General features: G+C 72.2%; 17 protein-coding genes and 2 pseudogenes. 7 read left to right on the forward strand and 12 right to left on the reverse strand.

Features of this window, described 5'->3' with window-relative positions; all coding sequences use genetic code 11:
- The first annotated feature begins 94 nt into the window (after nucleotides 1–94).
- Both B4E97_RS16950 and B4E97_RS16955 read left to right on the forward strand, forming a co-directional pair.
- Nucleotides 95–886: a GNAT family N-acetyltransferase gene (locus tag B4E97_RS16950; protein WP_029211240.1), complete on the forward strand. Its 792-nt coding sequence runs from the start codon at nucleotides 95–97 to the stop codon at nucleotides 884–886.
- 186 nt (nucleotides 887–1072) lie between these two features.
- Nucleotides 1073–1990, forward strand: coding sequence for a sulfite exporter TauE/SafE family protein (locus B4E97_RS16955; RefSeq protein ID WP_029211239.1), 918 nt, complete (start codon nucleotides 1073–1075; stop codon nucleotides 1988–1990).
- Nucleotides 1991–2026: 36 nt separating this feature from the next.
- Here B4E97_RS16955 and B4E97_RS16960 read toward each other — a convergent pair whose 3' ends face one another.
- Nucleotides 2027–4039 carry an MFS transporter gene (locus B4E97_RS16960; protein WP_286960913.1) on the reverse strand — a complete coding sequence of 671 codons (2013 nt, stop codon included), beginning with the start codon at nucleotides 4037–4039 and terminating at the stop codon, nucleotides 2027–2029.
- 155 nt (nucleotides 4040–4194) lie between these two features.
- Entirely contained in the window at nucleotides 4195–7065 is a 2871-nt protein-coding gene (locus B4E97_RS16965; RefSeq protein WP_286960914.1) for an FAD-binding and (Fe-S)-binding domain-containing protein, read from the reverse strand.
- A 72-nt stretch (nucleotides 7066–7137) separates the two neighbouring features.
- Between B4E97_RS16965 and B4E97_RS16970 the strand changes: the two genes are divergently transcribed.
- On the forward strand, nucleotides 7138–7674 hold the full coding sequence (locus B4E97_RS16970; RefSeq protein ID WP_286960917.1) for a YbaK/EbsC family protein: 537 nt from the start codon (nucleotides 7138–7140) through the stop codon (nucleotides 7672–7674).
- 34 nt (nucleotides 7675–7708) lie between these two features.
- Here B4E97_RS16970 and B4E97_RS16975 read toward each other — a convergent pair whose 3' ends face one another.
- The 3 genes from B4E97_RS16975 to B4E97_RS16985 form a co-directional block, all read right to left on the reverse strand.
- The gene (locus tag B4E97_RS16975) at nucleotides 7709–7873 is read right to left on the reverse strand and encodes a hypothetical protein (RefSeq protein ID WP_286960919.1); all 165 of its coding nucleotides are present in this window, start codon (nucleotides 7871–7873) and stop codon (nucleotides 7709–7711) included.
- Between the two features lie 74 nt (nucleotides 7874–7947).
- A complete protein-coding gene (locus B4E97_RS16980; protein ID WP_029211235.1) occupies nucleotides 7948–8409 on the reverse strand; it encodes a GNAT family N-acetyltransferase in 462 nt (153 codons plus the stop codon).
- Between the two features lie 180 nt (nucleotides 8410–8589).
- Nucleotides 8590–10686: a TIGR03960 family B12-binding radical SAM protein gene (locus B4E97_RS16985; RefSeq protein WP_286959996.1), complete on the reverse strand. Its 2097-nt coding sequence runs from the start codon at nucleotides 10684–10686 to the stop codon at nucleotides 8590–8592.
- Between the two features lie 91 nt (nucleotides 10687–10777).
- On the opposite strand from B4E97_RS16985, the gene B4E97_RS16990 reads away from it, so the two are divergent.
- The 3 genes from B4E97_RS16990 to B4E97_RS17000 are packed head-to-tail and all read left to right on the forward strand — an operon-like array spanning nucleotide 10778 to nucleotide 14505.
- Nucleotides 10778–11998, forward strand: a complete 1221-nt coding sequence (locus B4E97_RS16990; protein WP_239262473.1) for a toxic anion resistance protein — start codon at nucleotides 10778–10780, stop codon at nucleotides 11996–11998.
- Nucleotides 11995–13608, forward strand: a complete 1614-nt coding sequence (locus B4E97_RS16995) for an AAA family ATPase (protein ID WP_286960923.1) — start codon at nucleotides 11995–11997, stop codon at nucleotides 13606–13608. Before B4E97_RS16990 ends, B4E97_RS16995 begins: the two co-directional genes overlap by 4 nt.
- A 27-nt stretch (nucleotides 13609–13635) precedes the next feature.
- Complete coding sequence (locus tag B4E97_RS17000; RefSeq protein ID WP_286960010.1) at nucleotides 13636–14505, forward strand: SGNH/GDSL hydrolase family protein; 870 nt, start codon at nucleotides 13636–13638, stop codon at nucleotides 14503–14505.
- Between the two features lie 183 nt (nucleotides 14506–14688).
- On the opposite strand, the pseudogene B4E97_RS19200 reads toward B4E97_RS17000, so the two are convergent.
- From B4E97_RS19200 to B4E97_RS17010, 3 genes and pseudogenes are all read right to left on the reverse strand, one after another.
- Nucleotides 14689–14811, reverse strand: a pseudogene (locus B4E97_RS19200) (hypothetical protein); the annotation flags it as partial.
- A 7-nt stretch (nucleotides 14812–14818) separates the two neighbouring features.
- Nucleotides 14819–15241: pseudogene (locus B4E97_RS19205) on the reverse strand (cupin domain-containing protein); the annotation flags it as partial.
- Between the two features lie 6 nt (nucleotides 15242–15247).
- Nucleotides 15248–15865 carry a LysE family translocator gene (locus B4E97_RS17010; protein WP_286960926.1) on the reverse strand — a complete coding sequence of 206 codons (618 nt, stop codon included), beginning with the start codon at nucleotides 15863–15865 and terminating at the stop codon, nucleotides 15248–15250.
- A 76-nt stretch (nucleotides 15866–15941) separates the two neighbouring features.
- Between B4E97_RS17010 and B4E97_RS17015 the strand changes: the two genes are divergently transcribed.
- Nucleotides 15942–16463 carry a CGNR zinc finger domain-containing protein gene (locus tag B4E97_RS17015; protein ID WP_286960927.1) on the forward strand — a complete coding sequence of 174 codons (522 nt, stop codon included), beginning with the start codon at nucleotides 15942–15944 and terminating at the stop codon, nucleotides 16461–16463.
- A 94-nt stretch (nucleotides 16464–16557) separates the two neighbouring features.
- Here B4E97_RS17015 and B4E97_RS17020 read toward each other — a convergent pair whose 3' ends face one another.
- The 4 genes from B4E97_RS17020 to B4E97_RS17035 form a co-directional block, all read right to left on the reverse strand.
- Nucleotides 16558–16848, reverse strand: coding sequence for a hypothetical protein (locus tag B4E97_RS17020; RefSeq protein ID WP_029211227.1), 291 nt, complete (start codon nucleotides 16846–16848; stop codon nucleotides 16558–16560).
- Nucleotides 16845–17363, reverse strand: coding sequence for a DUF4442 domain-containing protein (locus tag B4E97_RS17025; protein WP_019284259.1), 519 nt, complete (start codon nucleotides 17361–17363; stop codon nucleotides 16845–16847). The genes B4E97_RS17020 and B4E97_RS17025 overlap by 4 nt, the downstream gene beginning before the upstream one ends.
- Nucleotides 17364–17442: 79 nt before the next feature.
- Nucleotides 17443–18402, reverse strand: coding sequence for a bifunctional riboflavin kinase/FAD synthetase (locus B4E97_RS17030; protein ID WP_239261781.1), 960 nt, complete (start codon nucleotides 18400–18402; stop codon nucleotides 17443–17445).
- 9 nt (nucleotides 18403–18411) lie between these two features.
- Nucleotides 18412–19125, reverse strand: a complete 714-nt coding sequence (locus tag B4E97_RS17035; protein WP_286960928.1) for an FMN-binding negative transcriptional regulator — start codon at nucleotides 19123–19125, stop codon at nucleotides 18412–18414.
- Nucleotides 19126–19218 lie beyond the last annotated feature (93 nt).

Here is a 19218-nt window from a genome sequence, read left to right on the forward strand (position 1 = left end):
CACGGCCCGCGCGCCTCGCCGCCGCGCAGCACCACGACGAGACGCCGGGCGGTCGGCATACCGGATCGTCCCCTCGCGCCCTAGGGTCAGGGGCATGCTCAGCGCACTGGCGGCGGGGCCGCGCACCGACCTGGAGATCCTGCTGCTCCAGGGGTCGCGGATCGAGGTGGGCGCGGACCACCTCGTCGTGCGCTCGCCGCACAACCCCGACTTCCACTGGGGCAACTACGTGCACGTGACGACCGGCGACCCCGACGACGCGGGGCGCTGGCTCGAGGTGTTCGCCAGGGCGTTCCCCCAGGCCGGGCACGTGGCGCTCGGGCTGCCGCGGCTCCCCCACCCCGCTGCCTATGCCGTGCACGGGCTGGAGGTCGGCACCGACGCCGTCCTCACGACGACCGAGCTGCCGGAGCAGCGGCCGCTGGCCGAGGGGTATGCCGTCCGGGCGCTGCTGCCAGACGACTGGGCCCAGGTGCGCCGGGCCGCCGCCGACGAGAACGCCCGCACCGGGGACTACGACCCGCGCGAGCACGACGCGTTCACCGTGGCGCAGATCGCCGCGCGACGACGCCTCGCGGCAGCGGGGAGCGCGGCCTTCTTCGGCGCCTTCACGGACGACGGGCTGCTGGCGGCGGACCTCGGGATCGTCGCGCTGGGGCGGCGGGCGCGCTACCAGTCGGTGGGGACGGTGGCCGAGCACCGGCGGCGCGGCCTGGCGGGGCACCTGCTGGGGGTGGCGGCACGCTGGGCGGCGGAGCGCGGGGCGCGCGAGTGGGTGATCGTCACCGAGTCGACCAACGACGCCGGTCGGCTCTATCGCTCCGTGGGGTTCCGGGACGACGTGCAGGTGGTTGCGGCATACCGCAAACCAGATCGTGAGACATAATCCGAAGTTATTGACCCCATAAGCGTTGCCGCCCTAGTCTCCTCGCATGCCGCCCTTCCCGAGGACCACGCCATGCACCTGACTCGCGTCGTGCGCCGGCACGTGGACCTGCAGCGGGTTGCCAGTCAGCTCTGTCGCTGACCCGCTCCCGCCCCTCGTCCACCGCACGTCCTCAGGAGCCCCCGCATGCCCTCCATCATCATCCTCGCGATCGTCGGTCTCATCGCCCAGCTCATCGACGGCAGCCTCGGTATGGCCTATGGCGTGACGTCGTCGACGCTGCTGCTGGCCGCCGGCACCAACCCCGCCTCCGCCTCCGCCACCGTGCACCTCGCCGAGATCGGCACGACCCTCGCCTCCGGCGCCAGCCACTGGAAGTTCGGCAACATCGACTGGAAGGTCGTCGGTCGCATCGGCATCCCCGGCGCCATCGGGGCCTTCCTCGGCGCGACGGTCCTGTCCTGGCTGTCGACCGAGGTCGCCGCCCCGATCATGTCGCTCGTGCTGCTGGCCCTCGGCGTCTACATCCTCGTGCGGTTCACGGTCCAGAGCGTGACGACCCAGCACCTCGGCAAGCCGCTGCGCCGCCGGTTCCTGTCGCCGCTCGGCTTCGTCGCCGGCTTCGTCGACGCCACCGGTGGCGGCGGCTGGGGCCCCGTCGGCACGCCGGCCATCCTCGCCAGCGGTCGCCTCGAGCCGCGCAAGGTCATCGGGTCGATCGACGCCTCGGAGTTCCTCGTGGCCATCGCGGCGTCGATCGGCTTCTTCCTCGGCCTCGGCGGCGGCGCGATCGTGCCCGGCATGGCCTTCGCCCTGCTGATCGGCGGCCTGATCGCCGCCCCCATCGCCGCCTGGCTGGTCCGGCACCTGCCACCGCGCCTCCTCGGCTCGGCCGTCGGCGGCCTGATCGTGCTCACCAACGCGCGGACCCTGCTGCGCAGCGACTGGATCGACGCCTCCGGCGCCGTGCAGAACCTCTCGTATGCCGCCATCGTCGCCGTCTGGATCGGCGCCGTCGCGTGGTCGCTGCGCGAGCACCGGCGCGAGCAGCGCGAGCTCGTCGAGGCTGACGTGCGACGGGCCGAGGCGCTCGACCCGGCCTGACCCGCCGGACCCACCTGACGGATCTCCCTGCCGGATCTACCTGAGGTAGTCACATCGACCTGGCGTGCGAAGTCGGGCGAATGTGACTACCTGAGATAGGTCAGGCGAGGCCGCGGCGGTCCAGCTCCGCCTCGATCTCCACCGCCAGGGCCGCCCAGGCGGGCGACCGTCCGCGTTGAAGCTCCGCACCAGCGCATAGGCCGCCGCGCCGTGCTCGACCTCCACCTGGTCGGCCTCCAGCCAGCCCTGCCGCTGCAGGTGGTCGACGTTGCGCACGGCCACCTCGCGGATCCTCGGGTCGTCGGGCGGCCAGTCGTACATCTCGTCGGTGACGAGGTAGAGGTCGCGGAACTGCGGGTCGTCCAGCTGGTCCACGCCGATCCGCAGCCAGTGGGACACGAGCTGTGGGTAGAGCACCTGCATGAGCACCCACCCGTCGCGCTCCAGCCGGACCATCCGCTCGGACACCCCCAGCGTGCGGACCTTGTCCAGGTAGGCCTGGTCGGCCGGGTCGAGGGGATCGCCCGACGCGAGCCTCCGCAACCGGCGCCGGTTGCCCTGCAGGTCGCGGATGCGCCGCCCCAGCTCGTGGTCGATCTCGTCGAGCGCCGTCCTGGTCTCGGCCGGCGGAGCGTCCTGCAGCTCCTTGACCCGGGACAGCGGCACGCCTGCCTCGGCCAGGGTGCGGATGCGGGTCAGGTCGACGACGGCCTGCCCGTCATACCGCCGATAGCCCGAGTGGTCCCGGCCCGGCTCGGGGAGCAGACCCAGCCGGTGATAGTGCCGTATGGCGCGCTGGGTCACCCCCACGTAGTCAGCGAGCTGCCCGATCGTCAGCATGCGTCGTCTCCCCCTCTGGTGTGGCCGGCGGCAGCACGAACGCCCGCAGCCCTGGCGCCAGGATCCCGTAGGCCGCGGCCGGGATCCACGCGACCAGCATCGCCCAGCCGGCCGCCTCCAGGGGCTGGAAGCGCAGCTCACGGCCATCAGGCCGAGACCCAGGGGCGAGGCGACCAGCGCGAGGGCGTTGAGCAGCCCGAACACCCGCCCGCGGACCGCGTCGTGGACGTGCTCGGTCATCGCCACCATCGAGATCGGCCCCATGAGGCCGCTGCCGATCCCGGCCGCCGCCATGCCGGCCGCGACGAGCCAGAAGCCGACGAGCGGTGCGATGAGCAGGAAGGACCCGGTGAACAGCGCGATCGAGAGCACCCAGGTCAGCCAGCGGCGCCCGGACAGGGCCACCGCGTAGAGGACGGCACCGACCATCGACCCGATCGCGAACGCCGAGGTCGCGAGGCCGAGCTGCTCCGGCGCGCCGAGACCCTGGAAGTGCGCGGGCAGGACGACGGCGAGCAGGGGCGCGACGACCAGGGCGGAGGCGAAGGACAGCACGATGACCGCGACCAGGGCGGGGCTGCGGCGGACCACGGCCCGACCGCTGCGGGGCGAGTCGTCGTCCTGCGCGGGGGCGGGTGCCGGGGCGAGCCGCATCGCCAGGGTCGCGAGGGCGGCGAGGGCCGAGCAGGCCGCGGTCAGCCACACCACGCGGATGGGGTCGAGGACCGCGAGGAGCGTGCCCGCGAGCGCCGGCCCGGCCAGGAAGCTCACCCCGAACACCGCCTGCCGGTAGCCCGCGACCTTGTCGAGCGGCACGCCGCCGGCCGTGGCGACGTTGGCCATGAGGGTCTCGCGGGCCGTCATACCGGGCACGTCGAAGACCGCGCCGAGCACCCCGAGGACCACGAACCACGCCACGGTGAGGCCGGTGAGGTGGTCGACCACGGCGAGTCCGGCGACGGCGAGGGCGGAGCCGAGGTCGGCGAGGACGCTCATCCGGCGGCGCCCGACCCTGTCGATGAGCCAGCCGCCGACGAGGGCGGCCGCGACGGACGGTATGCCCGAGGCCGCGGCGACCAGGCCGGTGACGGAGGCGTCGCCGGTGCGCGACAGGACCAGCCAAGGCAGGACGATCCCGATCGCGGCGTTGCCGAAGAGCGAGAGCGCCTCGGCGGTGAGGAAAAGCCAGAGCGAGGACCGTGACGTCATGCCGACATCCTGGAGGGTTGACCCTGCGTCAAGGTCAAGCAGCCGCAGCGCACGATCCCGACGCAGGAATCGGTGCCGGTGCCGGTCGACGCGGACGCTCCGGACCTACCGGGGGCAGGATCATCAGCCTGGGGAACGAAGGCCGGTCGATGCCTCTACCGGGGGTAGGTCGCGAGGAGGGTGGCGAGGTGCACGCCCTCGCGCCGCGCGAGGTCGTCGAGCTGGGTGCGGCAGCTGAACCCGTCGGCCAGCACCACCGCGTCGGGCCCCGCCTCCCGCACCGCCGGCAGGAGCTGCTGCTCGGCCACCGCCACCGACACGTCGTAGTGCCCCTGCTCGACCCCGAAGTTGCCGGCCAGGCCGCAGCATCCGCCCAGCCGGACCACCTCGGCCCCCGAGCGCTCCAGCAGGGCCGCGTCCGCGCCCCAGCCGAGGATGGAGGCGTGGTGGCAGTGCGGCTGCGCGACGACCTCGACGCCGGTCAGGTCCGGCGGGGTCCAGCCCTCGGTGCGGTCGAGCAGCTCGGCGAGCGTCAGCACTCCCCCGGCGACGCGGCGCGACGCGTCTGTGCCGAGCAGGTCCACCACGTCGTGGCGCAGCGCCGCCGTGCAGCTGGGCTCCAGGCCGACGATCGGGATGCCTTGCACGACATACGGATCGAGCTCACGGACCGCCTTGGTCAGGATCCGCCGGGCGCTGTCCAGCTGGCCCGTCGAGATCCACGTGAGGCCGCAGCAGACCTGGCGCCCGGTGACGATGGGCGTGTAGCCGGCCGCGCGCAGCACGGTCACCGCGTCGATCCCGACCTGGGGCGAGAAGTGCTCCACGAAGCTGTCGACGAAGATCACGACCGGCCGTCCCGGCGATCCCTCGGCGGACGGGTCGGCGCCGTGCTCGGCGAACCACCCGCGGAAGGTCTGCTCGGCGAACCGCGGCAGCGAACGGCGCGGGTCCACCCCGGCGGCCTTCATGCCGACCTTGGCCACGCCGGGAGCACCCATGAGCGCGTTGGTGATCCGCGGGCTCTTGCTCGCCAGTCGCGACCACGCGGGCAGCCACCCCAGCGCGTAGTGCGACGGCGGTCGCAGCCGCCCGCGGTAGGTCTGGTGCAGCACCTCGGCCTTGTAGGTCGCCATGTCGATGCCGGTCGGGCAGTCCGAGGCGCAGCCCTTGCAGGACAGGCACAGGTCGAGGGCCTCGTGCACCTCGGGCGCGCGCCAGTCCTTGATCGCCGAGAACGGGCTCAGCATCTCCTGCAGGGCGCGGGCGCGGCCGCGGGTGGAGTCCTTCTCCTCCCGGGTCGCGAGGTATGACGGGCACATCACCGACACGGCGCCCGGCGCGTGGTCCGCGCGGCACTTGCCGACGCCCGTGCAGCGGTGCACGGCCTGCGTGAAGTCCCCTGCGTCAGCGGGATAGTGGAAGGCCAGCCGGTCGCGGCTCGTCGAGACCGCCTGCGCCGCAGCGACCCTCACGTGGGCGTCGACCGGGTCCGGGTCGACGAGCACCCCGGGGTTGAGCAGGTCGTCCGGGTCCAGGGCGCCCTTGAGGCCGCGGAACAGGTCGATGGCGCCGGGTGAGTACATCCGGGGCAGCAGCTCGGAGCGAGCCCGCCCGTCGCCGTGCTCGCCGGACACCGATCCGCCGTAGCGGGCCACGAGATCGGCCGAGGCGTGGAGGAACTCGCGGAACCGGTCGGTGCCTCCGGGCCGCTCGAGGTCGAAGTCCAACCGGATGTGCAGGCATCCGTCGCCGAAGTGGCCGTAGGGCAGGCCGGTGAGGTCGTGCTGCTCGAGCAGCACGTCGAACTCGCGCAGGTAGGCGCCGAAGGACTCCGGGGGCACCGCCGCGTCCTCCCACCCCGCGTGGCCCGGACGGTCGCGCGGGGTGCGTCCGGCGAGCCCGGCGCCGTCCTCGCGGATGCGCCACAGCGCCCGCCCCTCCACCGGGTCCTCGACGACCCGGTGCGAGCGCGCCCCGACGGCGCCGACGAGATCGGCCACCCGCGAACGCAGCTCGTCGACCGAGTCCGCCACCGGCTCGACGAACAGCCAGGCGTTGCCCTCGGGCAGGTCGGGAACGGCGTTGTCGCCCAGTCGTGCTCGCACCACGTCGACGATGCGGCGGTCGATCCCCTCGGAGGCCACGGCCCCCAGCTGCTTCATCAGGGGCGCCACGTCGCCGGCGGCGTAGATGTCGTCGAACCCCAGCACCACCAGTGTCTTCTCGGGCGGGTCGGTGACCAGCCGCACGGTGGCCTCGGTGACGACGGCGAGCGTGCCCTCGGAGCCCACCAGGGCCCGCCCCAGGTCGAATCCCCGCTCGGGCAAGAGGTGCTCGCAGGCATAACCGGACACCTGGCGGCCGAACCGGCCCATCTCGGTGCGGATCGTCGCGAGGTTGGCGCCGACGAGCGAGCGCACCGCCTCGACCTGCTCGGCGCCACCTGCCCCGGTCGTCGACACGGTCGGCGCGTCACCGAGCACCCCTGTCGTCAGGCGCAGCTCGTGCCCGGGGCCCGTCAGCGCGACCATCCCGGCGATGTTGTCCGACGTGCGGCCGTAGCCCAGCGCGCGGTTGCCGCACGCGTTGTTGCCGATCATGCCCCCGACCGTGCAGCGGGTGTGGCTCGACGGGTCGGGACCGAAGCGCACGCCGTGCGGCACCGCCGCGCGCTGCAGGGTCGCGTGGATCGCTCCGGGCTCGACCACCGCTGTGCGGGCCTCGGGGTCGATCGACAGCACCCGCCCCATGTGCCGCGAGAAGTCCAGGACGACGCCCGGGCCCACGGCGTTGCCCGCGCAGCTCGTTCCCGCGCCCCGGCTCGTGAGCGGCACCCCCGTGCGGCGGCACACGTCGAGCACGGCCGCGACCTCGGCGGCGTCGTGCGGGCAGACGACGACCTGCGGGACCACCCGATAGAGCGACGCGTCGGTGGAGTACATCCCCCGCGTCAGCGCGTCCGCACGGATGTCCCGCACCCCCGCGCGTTCCAGCTCCGGCACCAGGTCAAGGGCGGTCGTCATACCGGCATCCTCCCCGATCACCAGGCGAGACGACACCGGCGGGTCGCGCTCTGGGACAGTTAGCGTCGGACCATGCCGAGCGCCGAAGGAAACCTGACCTGGCTCCCCCTCGCTGACCGCGCCGACCTCGTCGCACCGCCCGTCGCGGCCGCGGCGCACCTGGTCCCGGGCGCCCGCGTCGCCGAGATCGACCCGCACCTGGCGGACACCGCGACCTTCTGCGAGACGTATGACGTCGCGCCCGACGCCTCCGCCAACTGCGTGGTCGTCGCGGGCCGCCGCGGCGACGAGGTCACCTACGCCGCCGTCATGATCCTGGCCACCGACCGCGCCGACATCAACAAGGTCGTGCGCAAGGAGCTGGGGGTGCGCAAGGTGTCCTTCGCCTACCAGGAGGACGCCGAGACGCGGACCGCGATGATCCAGGGCGGCATCACGCCGATCGGCCTGCCCGAGGACTGGCTGATCCTCGTGGACGAGGCCGTCGTCGCGGCGGGTCCCGTCGTGATCGGGGGTGGCCTGCGCGGGGCCAAGATCCTGGTCGAGGGGTCGGCTCTTGCCTCCCTGCCCGGCGCCCGGGCCCTGCCGCTCGCCCTCCCCCGCGCCTGACCCCGCTCCCCGTCGACTGGTCTGGCACGGCCCGTCAACGAGGGATCCCGTCGTCGTCATAACCGATGATCTCGTCCCCCGTCCTGCTGTCGAGCACGGGGCGTCGACGGCCGTGGTCGACGTACTCCAAGAGACCACCCAGACCGGCCCGGAGGTCGCCCGCCTGCGCGATCCGGTCGTCCTCGATGTGCAGCCCCATGGATCGAGCGTCGCAGCGTGGCTCCCGGCGGGACAACCCCGTTCCTGGACGACCCGCCCTCCGGCGACTCGGACTCAGCGCAGCGGGAGGAGCATGAGCTCGTCGGCCGGTTTGTACCCGAGCGAGGCATAGAACGGCACCGACATCTCGCTCGGGTGCAGCACGAGGCGGTCCAGCCCCTCGTCCCTCGCGTGCTCGGTCAACGCCTTCATCAGCGCGACGGCGATCCCCTGGCGCCGCACCCGCGGCCGGACGTAGAGCTGGGCGACATAGCCCCACCGCCCCTGCGGCCGGGCCAGGTCCGGCATACGGCTGTAGACGAACAACGAGACCATCCCCACCGGCTCGTCGTCGATCGACGCCGCCCAGAAGCGGCGCGACTCCCCTTGCGCCGCAACCCAACCCGCGAGCTGCCGGCGCAGCTCGACGAGGTCCCCCTCACGCCCGCGATCCGCGGCCCACGCCGCTCGCAGCTCGACGAGCACGTCGAGGTCCGCGGGGTCGCGGCGGGGCTGCAGGCGATCGACGGTGACCATGGTCCGAGCCTAGAGCCCGTATGTCGTCAGCTCGCCCGCACGCGTGATCACACGCCATTGGTCACCAATGGACGCTGGACGGGGGTTGTGAACGATCCAAAACGTCAGTGGTGACCAATGGCGCGAGCGGGGGTCGCGAGCGGGGATTGCGAGCCGGGCAGCGAGAACCAGCGAGGGCGGTCAGGCGTCGGAGCCGTCGTCGGTCGAGACCCGCATCCCGGCGCCCTCGCCGCCCGACGCCGACGGCACGCCCACCGACGCGGCGCGCAGCGCGGCCGTCCCGGGGTTGGCGACCGACAGGGGCAGGAGCTTGCGGCCGGTCGGACCGGTCTCGATCGTGGTGCCCATCTGGGGGCACACGCCGCACTCGAAGCACGGGGTCCAGCGGCAGTCGTCGACCTCGGTGAGGTTGAGCGCGTCCTGCCAGTCGTCCCAGAGCCACTGCTTGTCGAGCCCGGAGTCGATGTGGTCCCAGGGCAGGACCTCGTCCTCGTCCCGCTCGCGCTGGGTGTACCACGCCACGTCCACGCCGGTCCCCTCGAGGGCGGTCGAGGCGCAGCGCATCCACCGCTCGTAGGAGAAGTGCTCGCTCCACCCGTCCATGCGCCCGCCGTCGCGGTAGACGGCCTCGATGACGCGGCCGGTGCGCCGGTCGCCGCGGGACAGCAGGCCCTCGACCTGGCCGGGCTCGCCGTCGTGGTAGCGGAACCCGATGGAGGAGCCGAACCGCTTGTCCGAGCGGATCGACTCGCGGAGCTTGGCCAGGCGCGCGTCGGTGTCCTCGGGCGAGAGCTGCGAGGCCCATTGGAAGGGCGTGTGCGCCTTGGGCACGAAGCCGCCGATGGAGACCGTGCAGCGGATGTCCTTGCGGCCCGACACCTGTCGCCCGGTCTCGATCACGCGCTTGGCCAGCTCGGCGATCTGCAGGACGTCCTCGTCGGTCTCGGTGGGCAGCCCGCACATGAAGTAGAGCTTGACCTGCCGCCAGCCCGCGCCGTAGGCCGCGGCGACGGTCTTGATCAGGTCCTCCTCGGACACCATCTTGTTGATGACCTTGCGGATCCGCTCGGAGCCACCCTCGGGCGCGAAGGTCAGGCCGGAGCGCCGCCCGTTGCGGGTCAGCTCGTTGGCCAGGTCGATGTTGAACGCGTCGACGCGGGTCGACGGCAGCGACAGGCCCGTCTGCGTGCCCTCGTAGCGGTCGGCGAGCCCGCGGGTGATGTCGGCGATCTCGGTGTGGTCGGCCGAGGACAGCGACAGCAGCCCGACCTCCTCGAAACCCGTTGCGGCCAGGCCGCGCTCGACCATCTCGCCGATGCCGGTGATGGACCGCTCGCGCACGGGGCGGGTGATCATCCCGGCCTGGCAGAAGCGGCAGCCGCGCGTGCACCCGCGGAAGATCTCGACGGACATCCGCTCGTGCACCGACTCCGCGAGCGGGACCAGCGGCTGCTTGGGATAGGGCCACGCGTCGAGGTCCATGACGGTGTGCTTGGACACCCGGTCGGGGACCCCGGGTGCGGTGGGGGTGACCGCCTCGATCTGGCCGTCGGGGCGGTAGGTCACGGCATACAGGCTGGGCACGTAGACCCCGCCCGTCCGCGCGAGCTCCAGCAGTATGCCGGCGCGCCCGCCCGGTCGCCCGGCGGCCTTCCACGCGCGGACCAGGTCGGTCGCCCGCAGCACGGCCTCCTCGCCGTCACCGACGATGGCGCAGTCGACGAAGTCCGCCATCGGCTCGGGGTTGAAGGACGCGTGGCCACCCATGACGACGATGGGATCGTCCTCGCCGCGGTCGGCCGCGTGCAGCGGGATGCCGGCGAGGTCGAGGGCGGCGAGCAGGTTGGTGTAGCCCAGCTCGGTGGAGAAGGAGATGCCGAAGAGGTCGAAGTCGCGCACGGCGCGGTGGGAGTCGACGGTGAGCTGCGGGATGCCGGCGGCGCGCAGCTGCTCCTCCATGTCGGCCCACACGGAGTAGGTCCGCTCGGCGAGGGCGTCGGTGCGCTCGTTGAGCACCTCGTAGAGGATCATCATCCCCTGGTTGGGCACGCCGATCTCGTAGGCGTCGGGGTACATCAGGGCCCAGCGCACGGTCAGGTCCTCGCCGCCCGGACCGTGGCCGCCGCAGTGCCAGTCCTTGACGGTGGAGTTGAGCTCGCCACCGACGTACTGGATGGGCTTGCTGACCCGCTCCAGCAACGGCTCGAGGGCCTCGTAGTACGAGGCGCCAGGCGTCTCGTGACGCACGGCGCCGGGGGCGTTCTGGGTGATGGGCATGACTCAAGGGTAAGAGACGAAGACGTCCACCCAGGATCTGCCGACTCGTGACAGGGTGGAGCCAGACCACCGGACCGATCGAGGAGACCCCATGACCGAGCCGCTCACGCCCCCTCCCGCGACCGCAGCCGCCACCGAGCCCGCCCTGCGGCTCGAGGCCCCGCCCGCCCCCGCGCCCGTGCAGGCGACGCAGGCACCCAAGATGGCGCCGGCGGTCGACCCGTCCGCGATGCCGGGCCTGGACGCCAAGGTCGACGACTACCTCTCGGCGCTGACCGGCGCGCAGGCCAAGTCGCCGGAGTTCGAGGCCAAGGCGGCGGACGTGCGCACCATGGGTGACGCCGAGATCCGCAAGGCCGCCGAGTCGTCCAACCGCCTGCTCAAGACCCCGGTCACGGCTCTGCAGAAGGGCGGCCTGTCCCAGGAGTCCGGCGTCGGCAAGTCCCTGCTGGACCTGCGCCGCACGGTCGAGGACCTCGACCCGAGCCAGGCCCGGGGCTCCAAGAAGTTCCTCGGGATGATCCCCTTCGGCGACAAGGTCACCGACTACTTCCGCCGCTACGAGTCCGCGCAGGGCCACCTCGACGGCATCCTGCAGGCCCTCAAGAACGGCCAGGCCGAGCTGCAGCAGGACAACGTCGCGCTCAACCAGGAGAAGACCCAGCTCTGGACCACGATGGGGCTGCTCAACCAGTACATCTACGTCGCGGAGCGGCTCGACGCCAAGGTCGCGGCGCAGATCGCGGAGCTGGACGTCACCGACCCCGACAAGGCCAAGGCGCTGCGCGAGGACGTGCTCTTCTACGTCCGCCAGAAGCACCAGGACCTGCTCACCCAGCTCGCCGTGTCGATCCAGAACTACCTGGCCATCGACATCGTGATCAAGAACAACATCGAGCTGATCAAGGGCGTCGACCGCGCCTCCACGACCACCGTCAGCGCCCTGCGCACGGCCGTCATCGTGGCCCAGGCCCTCAACAACCAGAAGCTCGTCCTCGAGCAGATCACCGCCCTCAACGCGACGACCTCGACGATGATCGAGCGCACCTCCGAGCTGCTGCGCGACAACTCCGTCGAGATCCAGCGCCAGGCGGCGTCGGCGACGATCGGGCTGCCGCAGCTGCAGGCGGCCTTCCAGAACATCTACACGACCATGGACGCCATCGACAGCTTCCGCAACGAGGCCCTGGACACGATGGCCACCACCATCGGCACCCTCGAGGGCGAGGTGTCCAAGAGCCAGGAGTACCTCGCTCGCGTCCGCCAGACCGACGAGCGCCGCGCCGCCGGCTCGCTCGACCTCGGCCAGTGAGCGGGTCGGGCCCCGGCGGTCTGCGGGCGTCGATCGACGCCCTGGTCGAGGCGGGCCGCGCGGCGGGGCTGGACGCCGAGCGGGTCCGTGACGAGGGCCTGGCCCTGTCGGCGGCCGTGCTCCAGACCTCACGTCCGGGCAGCACCGTCCACACCTCCTGGGCCACGGAGCTCGGGCGGTCGGGGTCGGAGTTCTTCGAGCACGCGCCGCGCGGGCGCCGGTTCGCGTCGTCCCCGTCCACCCTGCTGACGGGGCTGCTCGCCGACGGCTCGTCCCACGCCGCGGCCTACGCGTCCGCCCTCGCCGAGGTCGCCACGGCCGCGTGCACCCTGCCGGGGGCCGACTCCGGGGCCGTCGGTCGCGCGACCACCTCCGCCGGTGCCCAGCTGGCCGCGGCGGGCGCGCCGGGCACAGCAGGTTCATCAGGCTCCTCGGGCTCCTTTGGTCCTGCCGCCGGGGCGGCACCACCCGGCCGTATGCCGGACGCGCCGACCCCACCCGGGGTCGCCGGCTCGCCGCGAGCATCCGCGCCACCACCGTCCTCGTCCTCCGACTCCGTCCGCGAGCAGCTGCGGGCGCTCGAGGCGGCGACCCTGCAGGCGCTGCGCGGGCTACGACCCCCGTCGGTGGGCGATGCCCCGCACCCCGCCCCGCCGACGCCACCCGGCATACCGGCCGGTCCTCCCCCGTCCGACCCGGGCGCACCCGGCGTCCCCGGCCAGCCGACCGCCCCCGGCGCCGCTCCCACCAGCCCGAGCGAGCCGGCCGAGCCGGTGGCGCCCCCCGAGCCGGAGAAGTCCGTCGACGAGCTGTTGGCCGAGCTCGATGCCCTGGTCGGGCTCGCCCGCGTCAAGCGCGAGGTGCACCGCCAGGTCGCCCTGCTGCAGATGGAGGCCAAGCGTGAGAAGGCCGGGCTGCGGTCCGCCACGCTGACACGGCACCTCGTCTTCACCGGCAACCCGGGCACCGGCAAGACCACCGTCGCCCGTCTCGTCGGCGGGATCTATCGGGCGCTCGGGCTGCTGAGCAAGGGGCAGCTGGTCGAGGTCGACCGCTCCGAGCTGGTGGCGGGCTACCTCGGGCAGACCGCGACCAAGACCTCCGAGGTCGTCGGTTCCGCGCTCGGCGGCGTGCTGTTCATCGACGAGGCCTACGCGCTCAACGGCGACCAGTACGGCAAGGAGGCCATCGACACCCTGGTCAAGGAGATGGAGGACCACCGCGCCGACCTCGTCGTCATCGTGGCGGGCTATCCCGAGCCGATGTCGGAGTTCATCCGCACCAACCCCGGGCTGCAGAGCCGGTTCAACACGGTCATCGAGTTCGAGGACTACACCGACGACGAGCTCGTGGGGATCATCGAGGACCTGTCGGCCAAGAACGACTACGACCTGTCGGAGGGCGCGATCACGCGGTTCCGCGAGATCCTGGCCGCGACGCCGCGCGGCGAGTCCTTCGGCAACGGGCGCTTCGCCCGCAACACCCTCGAGGGAGCCATCGGGCGTCACGCCTGGCGGTTGCGCGAGGAGGACGACCCCTCCGTCGAGCAGCTGCGCACGATCGAGGTCGAGGACCTGGACGAGCGCGAGGGCGTGGATCTCACCGTCTGAGCCCAGCCGGGCTGGGTATCCTTGGTGATGCGTCGACACGCCCTCCCCCTCGGTGTGGCCACCGCAGCCGGTCTGGTGACCGCTGCCGTGGTGTGGCACCCGTGCCTGCCCGGCCCGGGTGCGCACGCGCAGTCCCGCGCCGGCGGGTCCAGCGTCAACGCAACCGGGGTCAGCGGGTCCGGCGCGGCGGCGGCCAGGTCGTCCTCGCCGACCCCCACCCCCAAGGGTGCCCCGATCCACAAGGTCGTCACCCTCGGAGACTCGGTCGCCGAGGGTGCCGCGACGGGTGGCCGGTCGTTCGGGGACATCGTCGCCGCCGACCTCTCCCGCCCCGGCGCCCCCGTCACGTCGGCCAACCTCGCCGTGAGCGGACTGACCACCCCCGACCTGATCGAGCAGGTCAGGACCGACGCCGACACCCGCAAGGCCCTCGACGACGCCGACGTCGTCCTGATCACGATCGGCGCCAACGACGTGGTCGAGACGTTCACCGAGACGTCCGACCGAGACTGCGACGACGCCTGCATCGCCAGCAAGGCCGAGGCCGTCGGCGCCGACGTGCGGACCGCCCTGACCGCCATCGACGAGACCACGCACCGTTCGGGCGTCCGGGTCTACCTCACCACCTACTGGAACGTCTCGGTGGACGGCGCGGTGGCCAAGGAGGAGGAGTCCTCCTCCTTCAACGCCTGGACCGACCGGCTCACCCGTCGGGTCAACGCCGAGCTCGCCGAGGCGGCCCACGAGCGCGGCGCCGGCACCGTCGACACCTATGCGGCGTTCAAGGCCGACGGGAGCGTCGACCCCACCCGACTGCTGGCCGAGGACGGCGAGCACCCCGACGAGCAGGGCCAGCGCGTCATCGTTAAGGCCGTCGAGGCCGAGCTCCAGCGCTGAGCTCCGGCGCTGAGCTCCGGCCCGTGGGGGCGCACCGTCATCCCACCTCGACGCGGCCGACGGGCTGACCTCCCAGGCCTCGACGCTGCGGCCCGCCGCGCGTCGTCCGCGAAGTCGGTCCGGCTGGTCCTCGCCGGTCCGGCACGCCTGGGGGCTGCCGCCATACTCCCGCTTGAAGGCCGCGCTGAAGCTGAACGGGCTGGCGTAGCCCACCCGGTGCGCGATCGCGCCCACCGTGCGCGCGAGCTGCTCGACCGTCCAGGGCTCCCCCGGCCTCTCCTGCAGGTGCCGCACCGAGGCCTGCACGACCGGGCGGGGCCGGGGAGCGGACGACCAGGTATGCCGGAAGGGCCCGCAGCAGGAGCCGCCCCACCTCGCCGTCGCTGCGATAGGTGCCCACCAGCAGGCAGTCCTCGCCGTCCGGGTCGTTGCCCCAGGTCCGGACCCCGGCCGCCAGCTCCTCCGAGAGGTCCCGGCCGTCTGATCCCGAGCACCCCAGCCCGGGCCCGATCACGATCGACGGTGGCGCGTCCACGTCCGTGGACAGGGTGTAGGTGACGGGCGCTCGGACGACCACCGCGTCGCCGGGGCCGAGCACCGTCGGACGGGCGCTCTCCGGACAGAACCACGACCGGCCGTGCACCTGCTGGACCAGGGTGAGGGGTGCCTCGTCGGCGACGAGACGGCCGATGATCAGACGATGGCGGGGCGTCGATGCGGCGTTCGTGTGGGACATCGGGGCTCAAGTCCTGGCCCGCGCCGGTACTTCGCGGGCCAGGAGCAGGGTGACGGCGCCAAGCATGGTGCCGGTGATCCGGCGCTGCCAGACGGTCCATGAGGGTCGACGGGTCAGGAAGACGGCGATGCTGCCGGCGGCCAGCACGATGAGCGCGTTGACGCTCATGCTGATGATGATCTGCTCCAGGCCCAGGGCGATGCCTTGCGCCAGGCGATGACCGCGCGCGGGGTCGATGAACTGCGGGATGACGGTGAGGTACATGATCGCGGCCTTGGGATTGAGCAGGTTGGTGACCAGCCCCATCCGGAACAGCTGCCAGTCGGAGTCGCGGGGAAGGTCCTGGACCTCGAACACCCCAGCCCCGCCAGGGCGCAGCGACTGCCAGGCCAAACAGCCGAGGTAGGCGACACCGGCTGCCTTGAAACCGATGAACAACCAGGGCACGGCGACGAACACGATCGCCAGGCCGACATTAGCCATGAGCATGTAGACGATGAAGCCGAGCGCGGTGCCGGCCAGAGACACCAGCCCGGCGCGTCGCCCTTGGCCGATGCTGCGCGAGGCGAGGTACATCATGTTGGGCCCGGGCGTGAGGACCATCACCAGGGCGGTCACGGCCATCCCAGCTATGGAACCGGGGGCGAGCGGGAGAAGTAGCGCGTGCGATGTCATGGCTCGACCCTGATGTAATGACCTTATGCATCTCAACCCTTACGGTGAGTATGCCGTGCTGTTGGCACAGTCCCTCGCCGACGACTGGCCCGCCGACCACGCTGGGATCGTGGCGCGCACCCGCGAGTTCGGGATGACGATGCCGTTCCCCGAACAGGCCGGAGACCATGATCGGTGTCGTCAGGTCGTGGACGGCTGGTTGGCGGTGGTGGATGCACCCACCCCTGACGAGCGTGCCGCGTTGCTGAACGCGCAGATGGCCGGGGTGTCCGCCTACCCGCGCCTGACCGACCACGACGGCGAGGGCTGGCATCTTCACTACCGCGACGTCGACGACGACGTGGCTCAGGTGCTGCAGTCGGTGTTTGCGGTCGGGACGGCCCTGCATCTGACCACCAGGGGAATCGACCGGCTTGTGCGCTGCGCTTCCCAGCCATGCGCGCGTGTCATCGTCGACGTCTCCCGCAACGGAACCCAGCGCTACTGCTCACCACGCTGTGCGAGCCGGGAGGCCGTGCGGAGACACCGGGCACGCCAGCGGGCCTGACCCGCCTCCCAGGCCGATCAACGTGTCCGGTCAGTACATCTAGCTCTCGGTGCGGTTCCTGTCCCCAGCGTCGCTTCGCGGAGGGCTGCTGTCGCTACCACGTCGGACAGCTCTGCCTCGTCGGCAGGAATGGCGAGACCCGCTGCGACTCGTACTCCACCCGTGACCGGCTGGCAGCACTGCCGCCTGATGCGGGCTTGGTGCCGATGACACGCACCTCGTCGAACTGGACGTCGTCCGCGTGGTTGAAGCTGCCGCAGCCTGGGACGTGGGCTCCGACGTAGATCATCATCCCTGGCCACTTCTGCAGGAAGTAGCTGACGTCTTCGCAGGACCTCATCGCGTTGCCCGTGAGCTCGGCGACCAGCCCGTGAGCGGCGTTCAACCGGTGACGGCCCCGCGGTCGCGCTTGCGCCGGACGTAGACCTGCTTGCGCACGCGGGCCACCACCGAGCCGTCGGTCCCCACGACCTCGTTGTCGAACCACACGAGGCACTTGGCGCCGTCGGCGGTCTCGCGGCGGATCTGCTCGAGGTGCTCCTCGGTGAGCCGGAACTCCGTCGACACCTCGGTGCGGCCGGGCGCCACGAACTCGATCTCGGCGGCCTTGTCCCACACCACGTAGTCCGAGCCGAGGTTGCGCAGCACGAGCAGCATCCAGAAGGGGTCGGTCATGGAGTAGAGCGACCCGCCGTACTGCGTCCCCACGTAGTTGGCGGTGAGCCGGTGCTTGCGCAGGCGCACGGCGACGTGGCGGAAGTCCTCGCTGATCGCCGTGATGTGGATGCTGGAGCACAGGAATGGCGGCCAGAGGTTCATGAACCGCCGCATGGCCTCGGCCGACCCGAGGAACGCGGTGAGGTCGGCGTAGGTGCGCGGGAGGCGTCGGGGCAACGGCATGGGCAGACCCTACCTACTCACCGGTAGCGGTGCCAGGACGAAGCACGTCGCGCCACGCCGTCGCGCGCAGCAGGCGAGGTCAGGCCGGCACGATCGACGAGAGCACCTCGCGGCAGCGCGCGACGTCGTCCGACATGACCGCCAGGAGCTCCTCGACCGAGTCGAACTTGAGCGTGGGGCGCAGCCGCTCGACGAACTCGACCGCCACCTGGTCGCCATAGAGGTCGAGGTCGGTGCGGTCCAGGACATAGGCCTCGACCCGTCGCTGCGTGCCCTCGAAGGTCGGGTTGGTGCCCACCGAGATCGCGGCGGGCAGCACGCGCTCCTGGTCGTCGTCATCCAGGGCGACCCGGGTCAGCCACCCGGCATACACGCCGTCCGCGGGGATCATCCCCTGCGCGTCCTGGCTCAGGTTGGCGGTCGGGTAGCCGAGCTCGCGGCCGCGGTGATCGCCGTGCACGACGGTGCCCATCACGCGGTGCGGGCGCCCCAGCACCGCGGCGGCCCCGGCGACGTCGCCGTCGCCCAGCCGCTGCCGGACCAGGCTCGAGGACCAGCGCTGGCCCTCCCCCAGGTCGGCGACGGTCATCACCTCGAAGCCGTGGCGGGCGCCGAGCTCGCGCAGCGTCGCGGCGTCGCCGGAGTTCTTGTGGCCGAAGCGGGTGTCCTCGCCGACGACCACGGCGCACGCGTGCAGGGCGTCGACGAAGACGGTGCGGACGTAGTCCTCGGGCGACATCAGCGCGAGCTCGTGCGTGAACTCCTGCACGAGGACCGCGTCGAGGCCGACGTGCTCGATCAGGTCGAGGCGGTGCTCGAGGGACGTAACGGGGGCGGGCGCGCGCTCCGGGTGCAGCACCGCGACCGGGTGGGGGTCGAAGGTCACCGCGACCGTCTGCGCGCCGCGCTCGGACGCCAGCTGCAGGACCGCCTGCAGGACCGCCTTGTGCCCCCGGTGGACGCCGTCGAAGTTGCCCAGCGTCACGACCGTCGGGCCGAGGTCCGCGGGGATCTGGGACAGGTCATTCCATCGATGCACGTCCCAACTCTAGTCTCCCGGGCGACGGCGCCGGCCCACGTCGGCCAGCACCTGCGCCCGTCGCTGCGCCGCGGGCAGGGAGACGGCCTGCTTGTATGCCGCCGCCTCCTGCCTCCCCGACCCACGCAGCTCGGCGATCTCGGCCTCCACGTCGGCGGGCGTCTTGTTCTGCGACATCTTCGCCTTGGCGACCCACCGCGTGATCGGCACCTCGATGCGCACGATGGCCCGGAGCTGCCCCTCGAGCCACGGGGCGGGCGCCTCGTCCGGCGTCCACGGCTGCGGACGCCCGGTCTCGTGGCGCGCCGTCAGCCGCGTCACCGCGTCACGCACCCGATCCGGGTCGTCGACGGCCACGAGCGGTCCGTAGGCGTGCACCGTCAGGTAGTCCCACGTCGGGACGACCCGACCGTGCTCGGCCTTGGACGGCAACCAGCCCGGGCTCACGTATTGGTCAGGGCCGCGCACCAGCACCATGGCCTCGGACGTACGCGCCCCCGCTCCCGACCCCACCTGCGGATTCACATGCTGCCACTGGGGATTCGTGCGGGCGACGTGGGCGACCAGCGTGCCGAGCGGCCCGGCCTGCTCGTCATACAGCCACGGCAGCGGGGTGGCGTGCAGCCCGTCCTCGCCGTGGGTGACCAGCTCACCCATCTCACAGGTACGCAGGAGCTCGCGCACCTGGTCGTCGGTCATGGCGAAGTGCGCGGGGACGTACATGGCCCCATGCTCTCAGGCGCGTCCACCCGCACCGTGCGAACCCCGCGCTCCCAGCGCAGAACCCGCACGCGGGCGGGGACGGCGAACGGCCGG

Source organism: Arsenicicoccus sp. UBA7492 (genome assembly GCF_002479615.1).
GTDB classification, from domain to species: domain Bacteria; phylum Actinomycetota; class Actinomycetes; order Actinomycetales; family Dermatophilaceae; genus Arsenicicoccus; species Arsenicicoccus bolidensis.

Coding starts and splice junctions, on each gene's coding strand:
- B4E97_RS16950 (WP_029211240.1), top strand. CDS start 95: ATGCTCAGCGCACTGGCGGCGGGGCCGCGCACCGACCTGGAGATCCTG.
- B4E97_RS16955 (WP_029211239.1), top strand. CDS start 1,073: ATGCCCTCCATCATCATCCTCGCGATCGTCGGTCTCATCGCCCAGCTC.
- B4E97_RS16960 (WP_286960913.1), bottom strand. CDS start 4,039: ATGACGTCACGGTCCTCGCTCTGGCTTTTCCTCACCGCCGAGGCGCTC.
- B4E97_RS16965 (WP_286960914.1), bottom strand. CDS start 7,065: ATGACGACCGCCCTTGACCTGGTGCCGGAGCTGGAACGCGCGGGGGTG.
- B4E97_RS16970 (WP_286960917.1), top strand. CDS start 7,138: ATGCCGAGCGCCGAAGGAAACCTGACCTGGCTCCCCCTCGCTGACCGC.
- B4E97_RS16975 (WP_286960919.1), bottom strand. CDS start 7,873: ATGGGGCTGCACATCGAGGACGACCGGATCGCGCAGGCGGGCGACCTC.
- B4E97_RS16980 (WP_029211235.1), bottom strand. CDS start 8,409: ATGGTCACCGTCGATCGCCTGCAGCCCCGCCGCGACCCCGCGGACCTC.
- B4E97_RS16985 (WP_286959996.1), bottom strand. CDS start 10,686: ATGCCCATCACCCAGAACGCCCCCGGCGCCGTGCGTCACGAGACGCCT.
- B4E97_RS16990 (WP_239262473.1), top strand. CDS start 10,778: ATGACCGAGCCGCTCACGCCCCCTCCCGCGACCGCAGCCGCCACCGAG.
- B4E97_RS17000 (WP_286960010.1), top strand. CDS start 13,636: ATGCGTCGACACGCCCTCCCCCTCGGTGTGGCCACCGCAGCCGGTCTG.
- B4E97_RS17010 (WP_286960926.1), bottom strand. CDS start 15,865: ATGGCCGTGACCGCCCTGGTGATGGTCCTCACGCCCGGGCCCAACATG.
- B4E97_RS17015 (WP_286960927.1), top strand. CDS start 15,942: ATGCATCTCAACCCTTACGGTGAGTATGCCGTGCTGTTGGCACAGTCC.
- B4E97_RS17025 (WP_019284259.1), bottom strand. CDS start 17,363: ATGCCGTTGCCCCGACGCCTCCCGCGCACCTACGCCGACCTCACCGCG.
- B4E97_RS17035 (WP_286960928.1), bottom strand. CDS start 19,125: ATGTACGTCCCCGCGCACTTCGCCATGACCGACGACCAGGTGCGCGAG.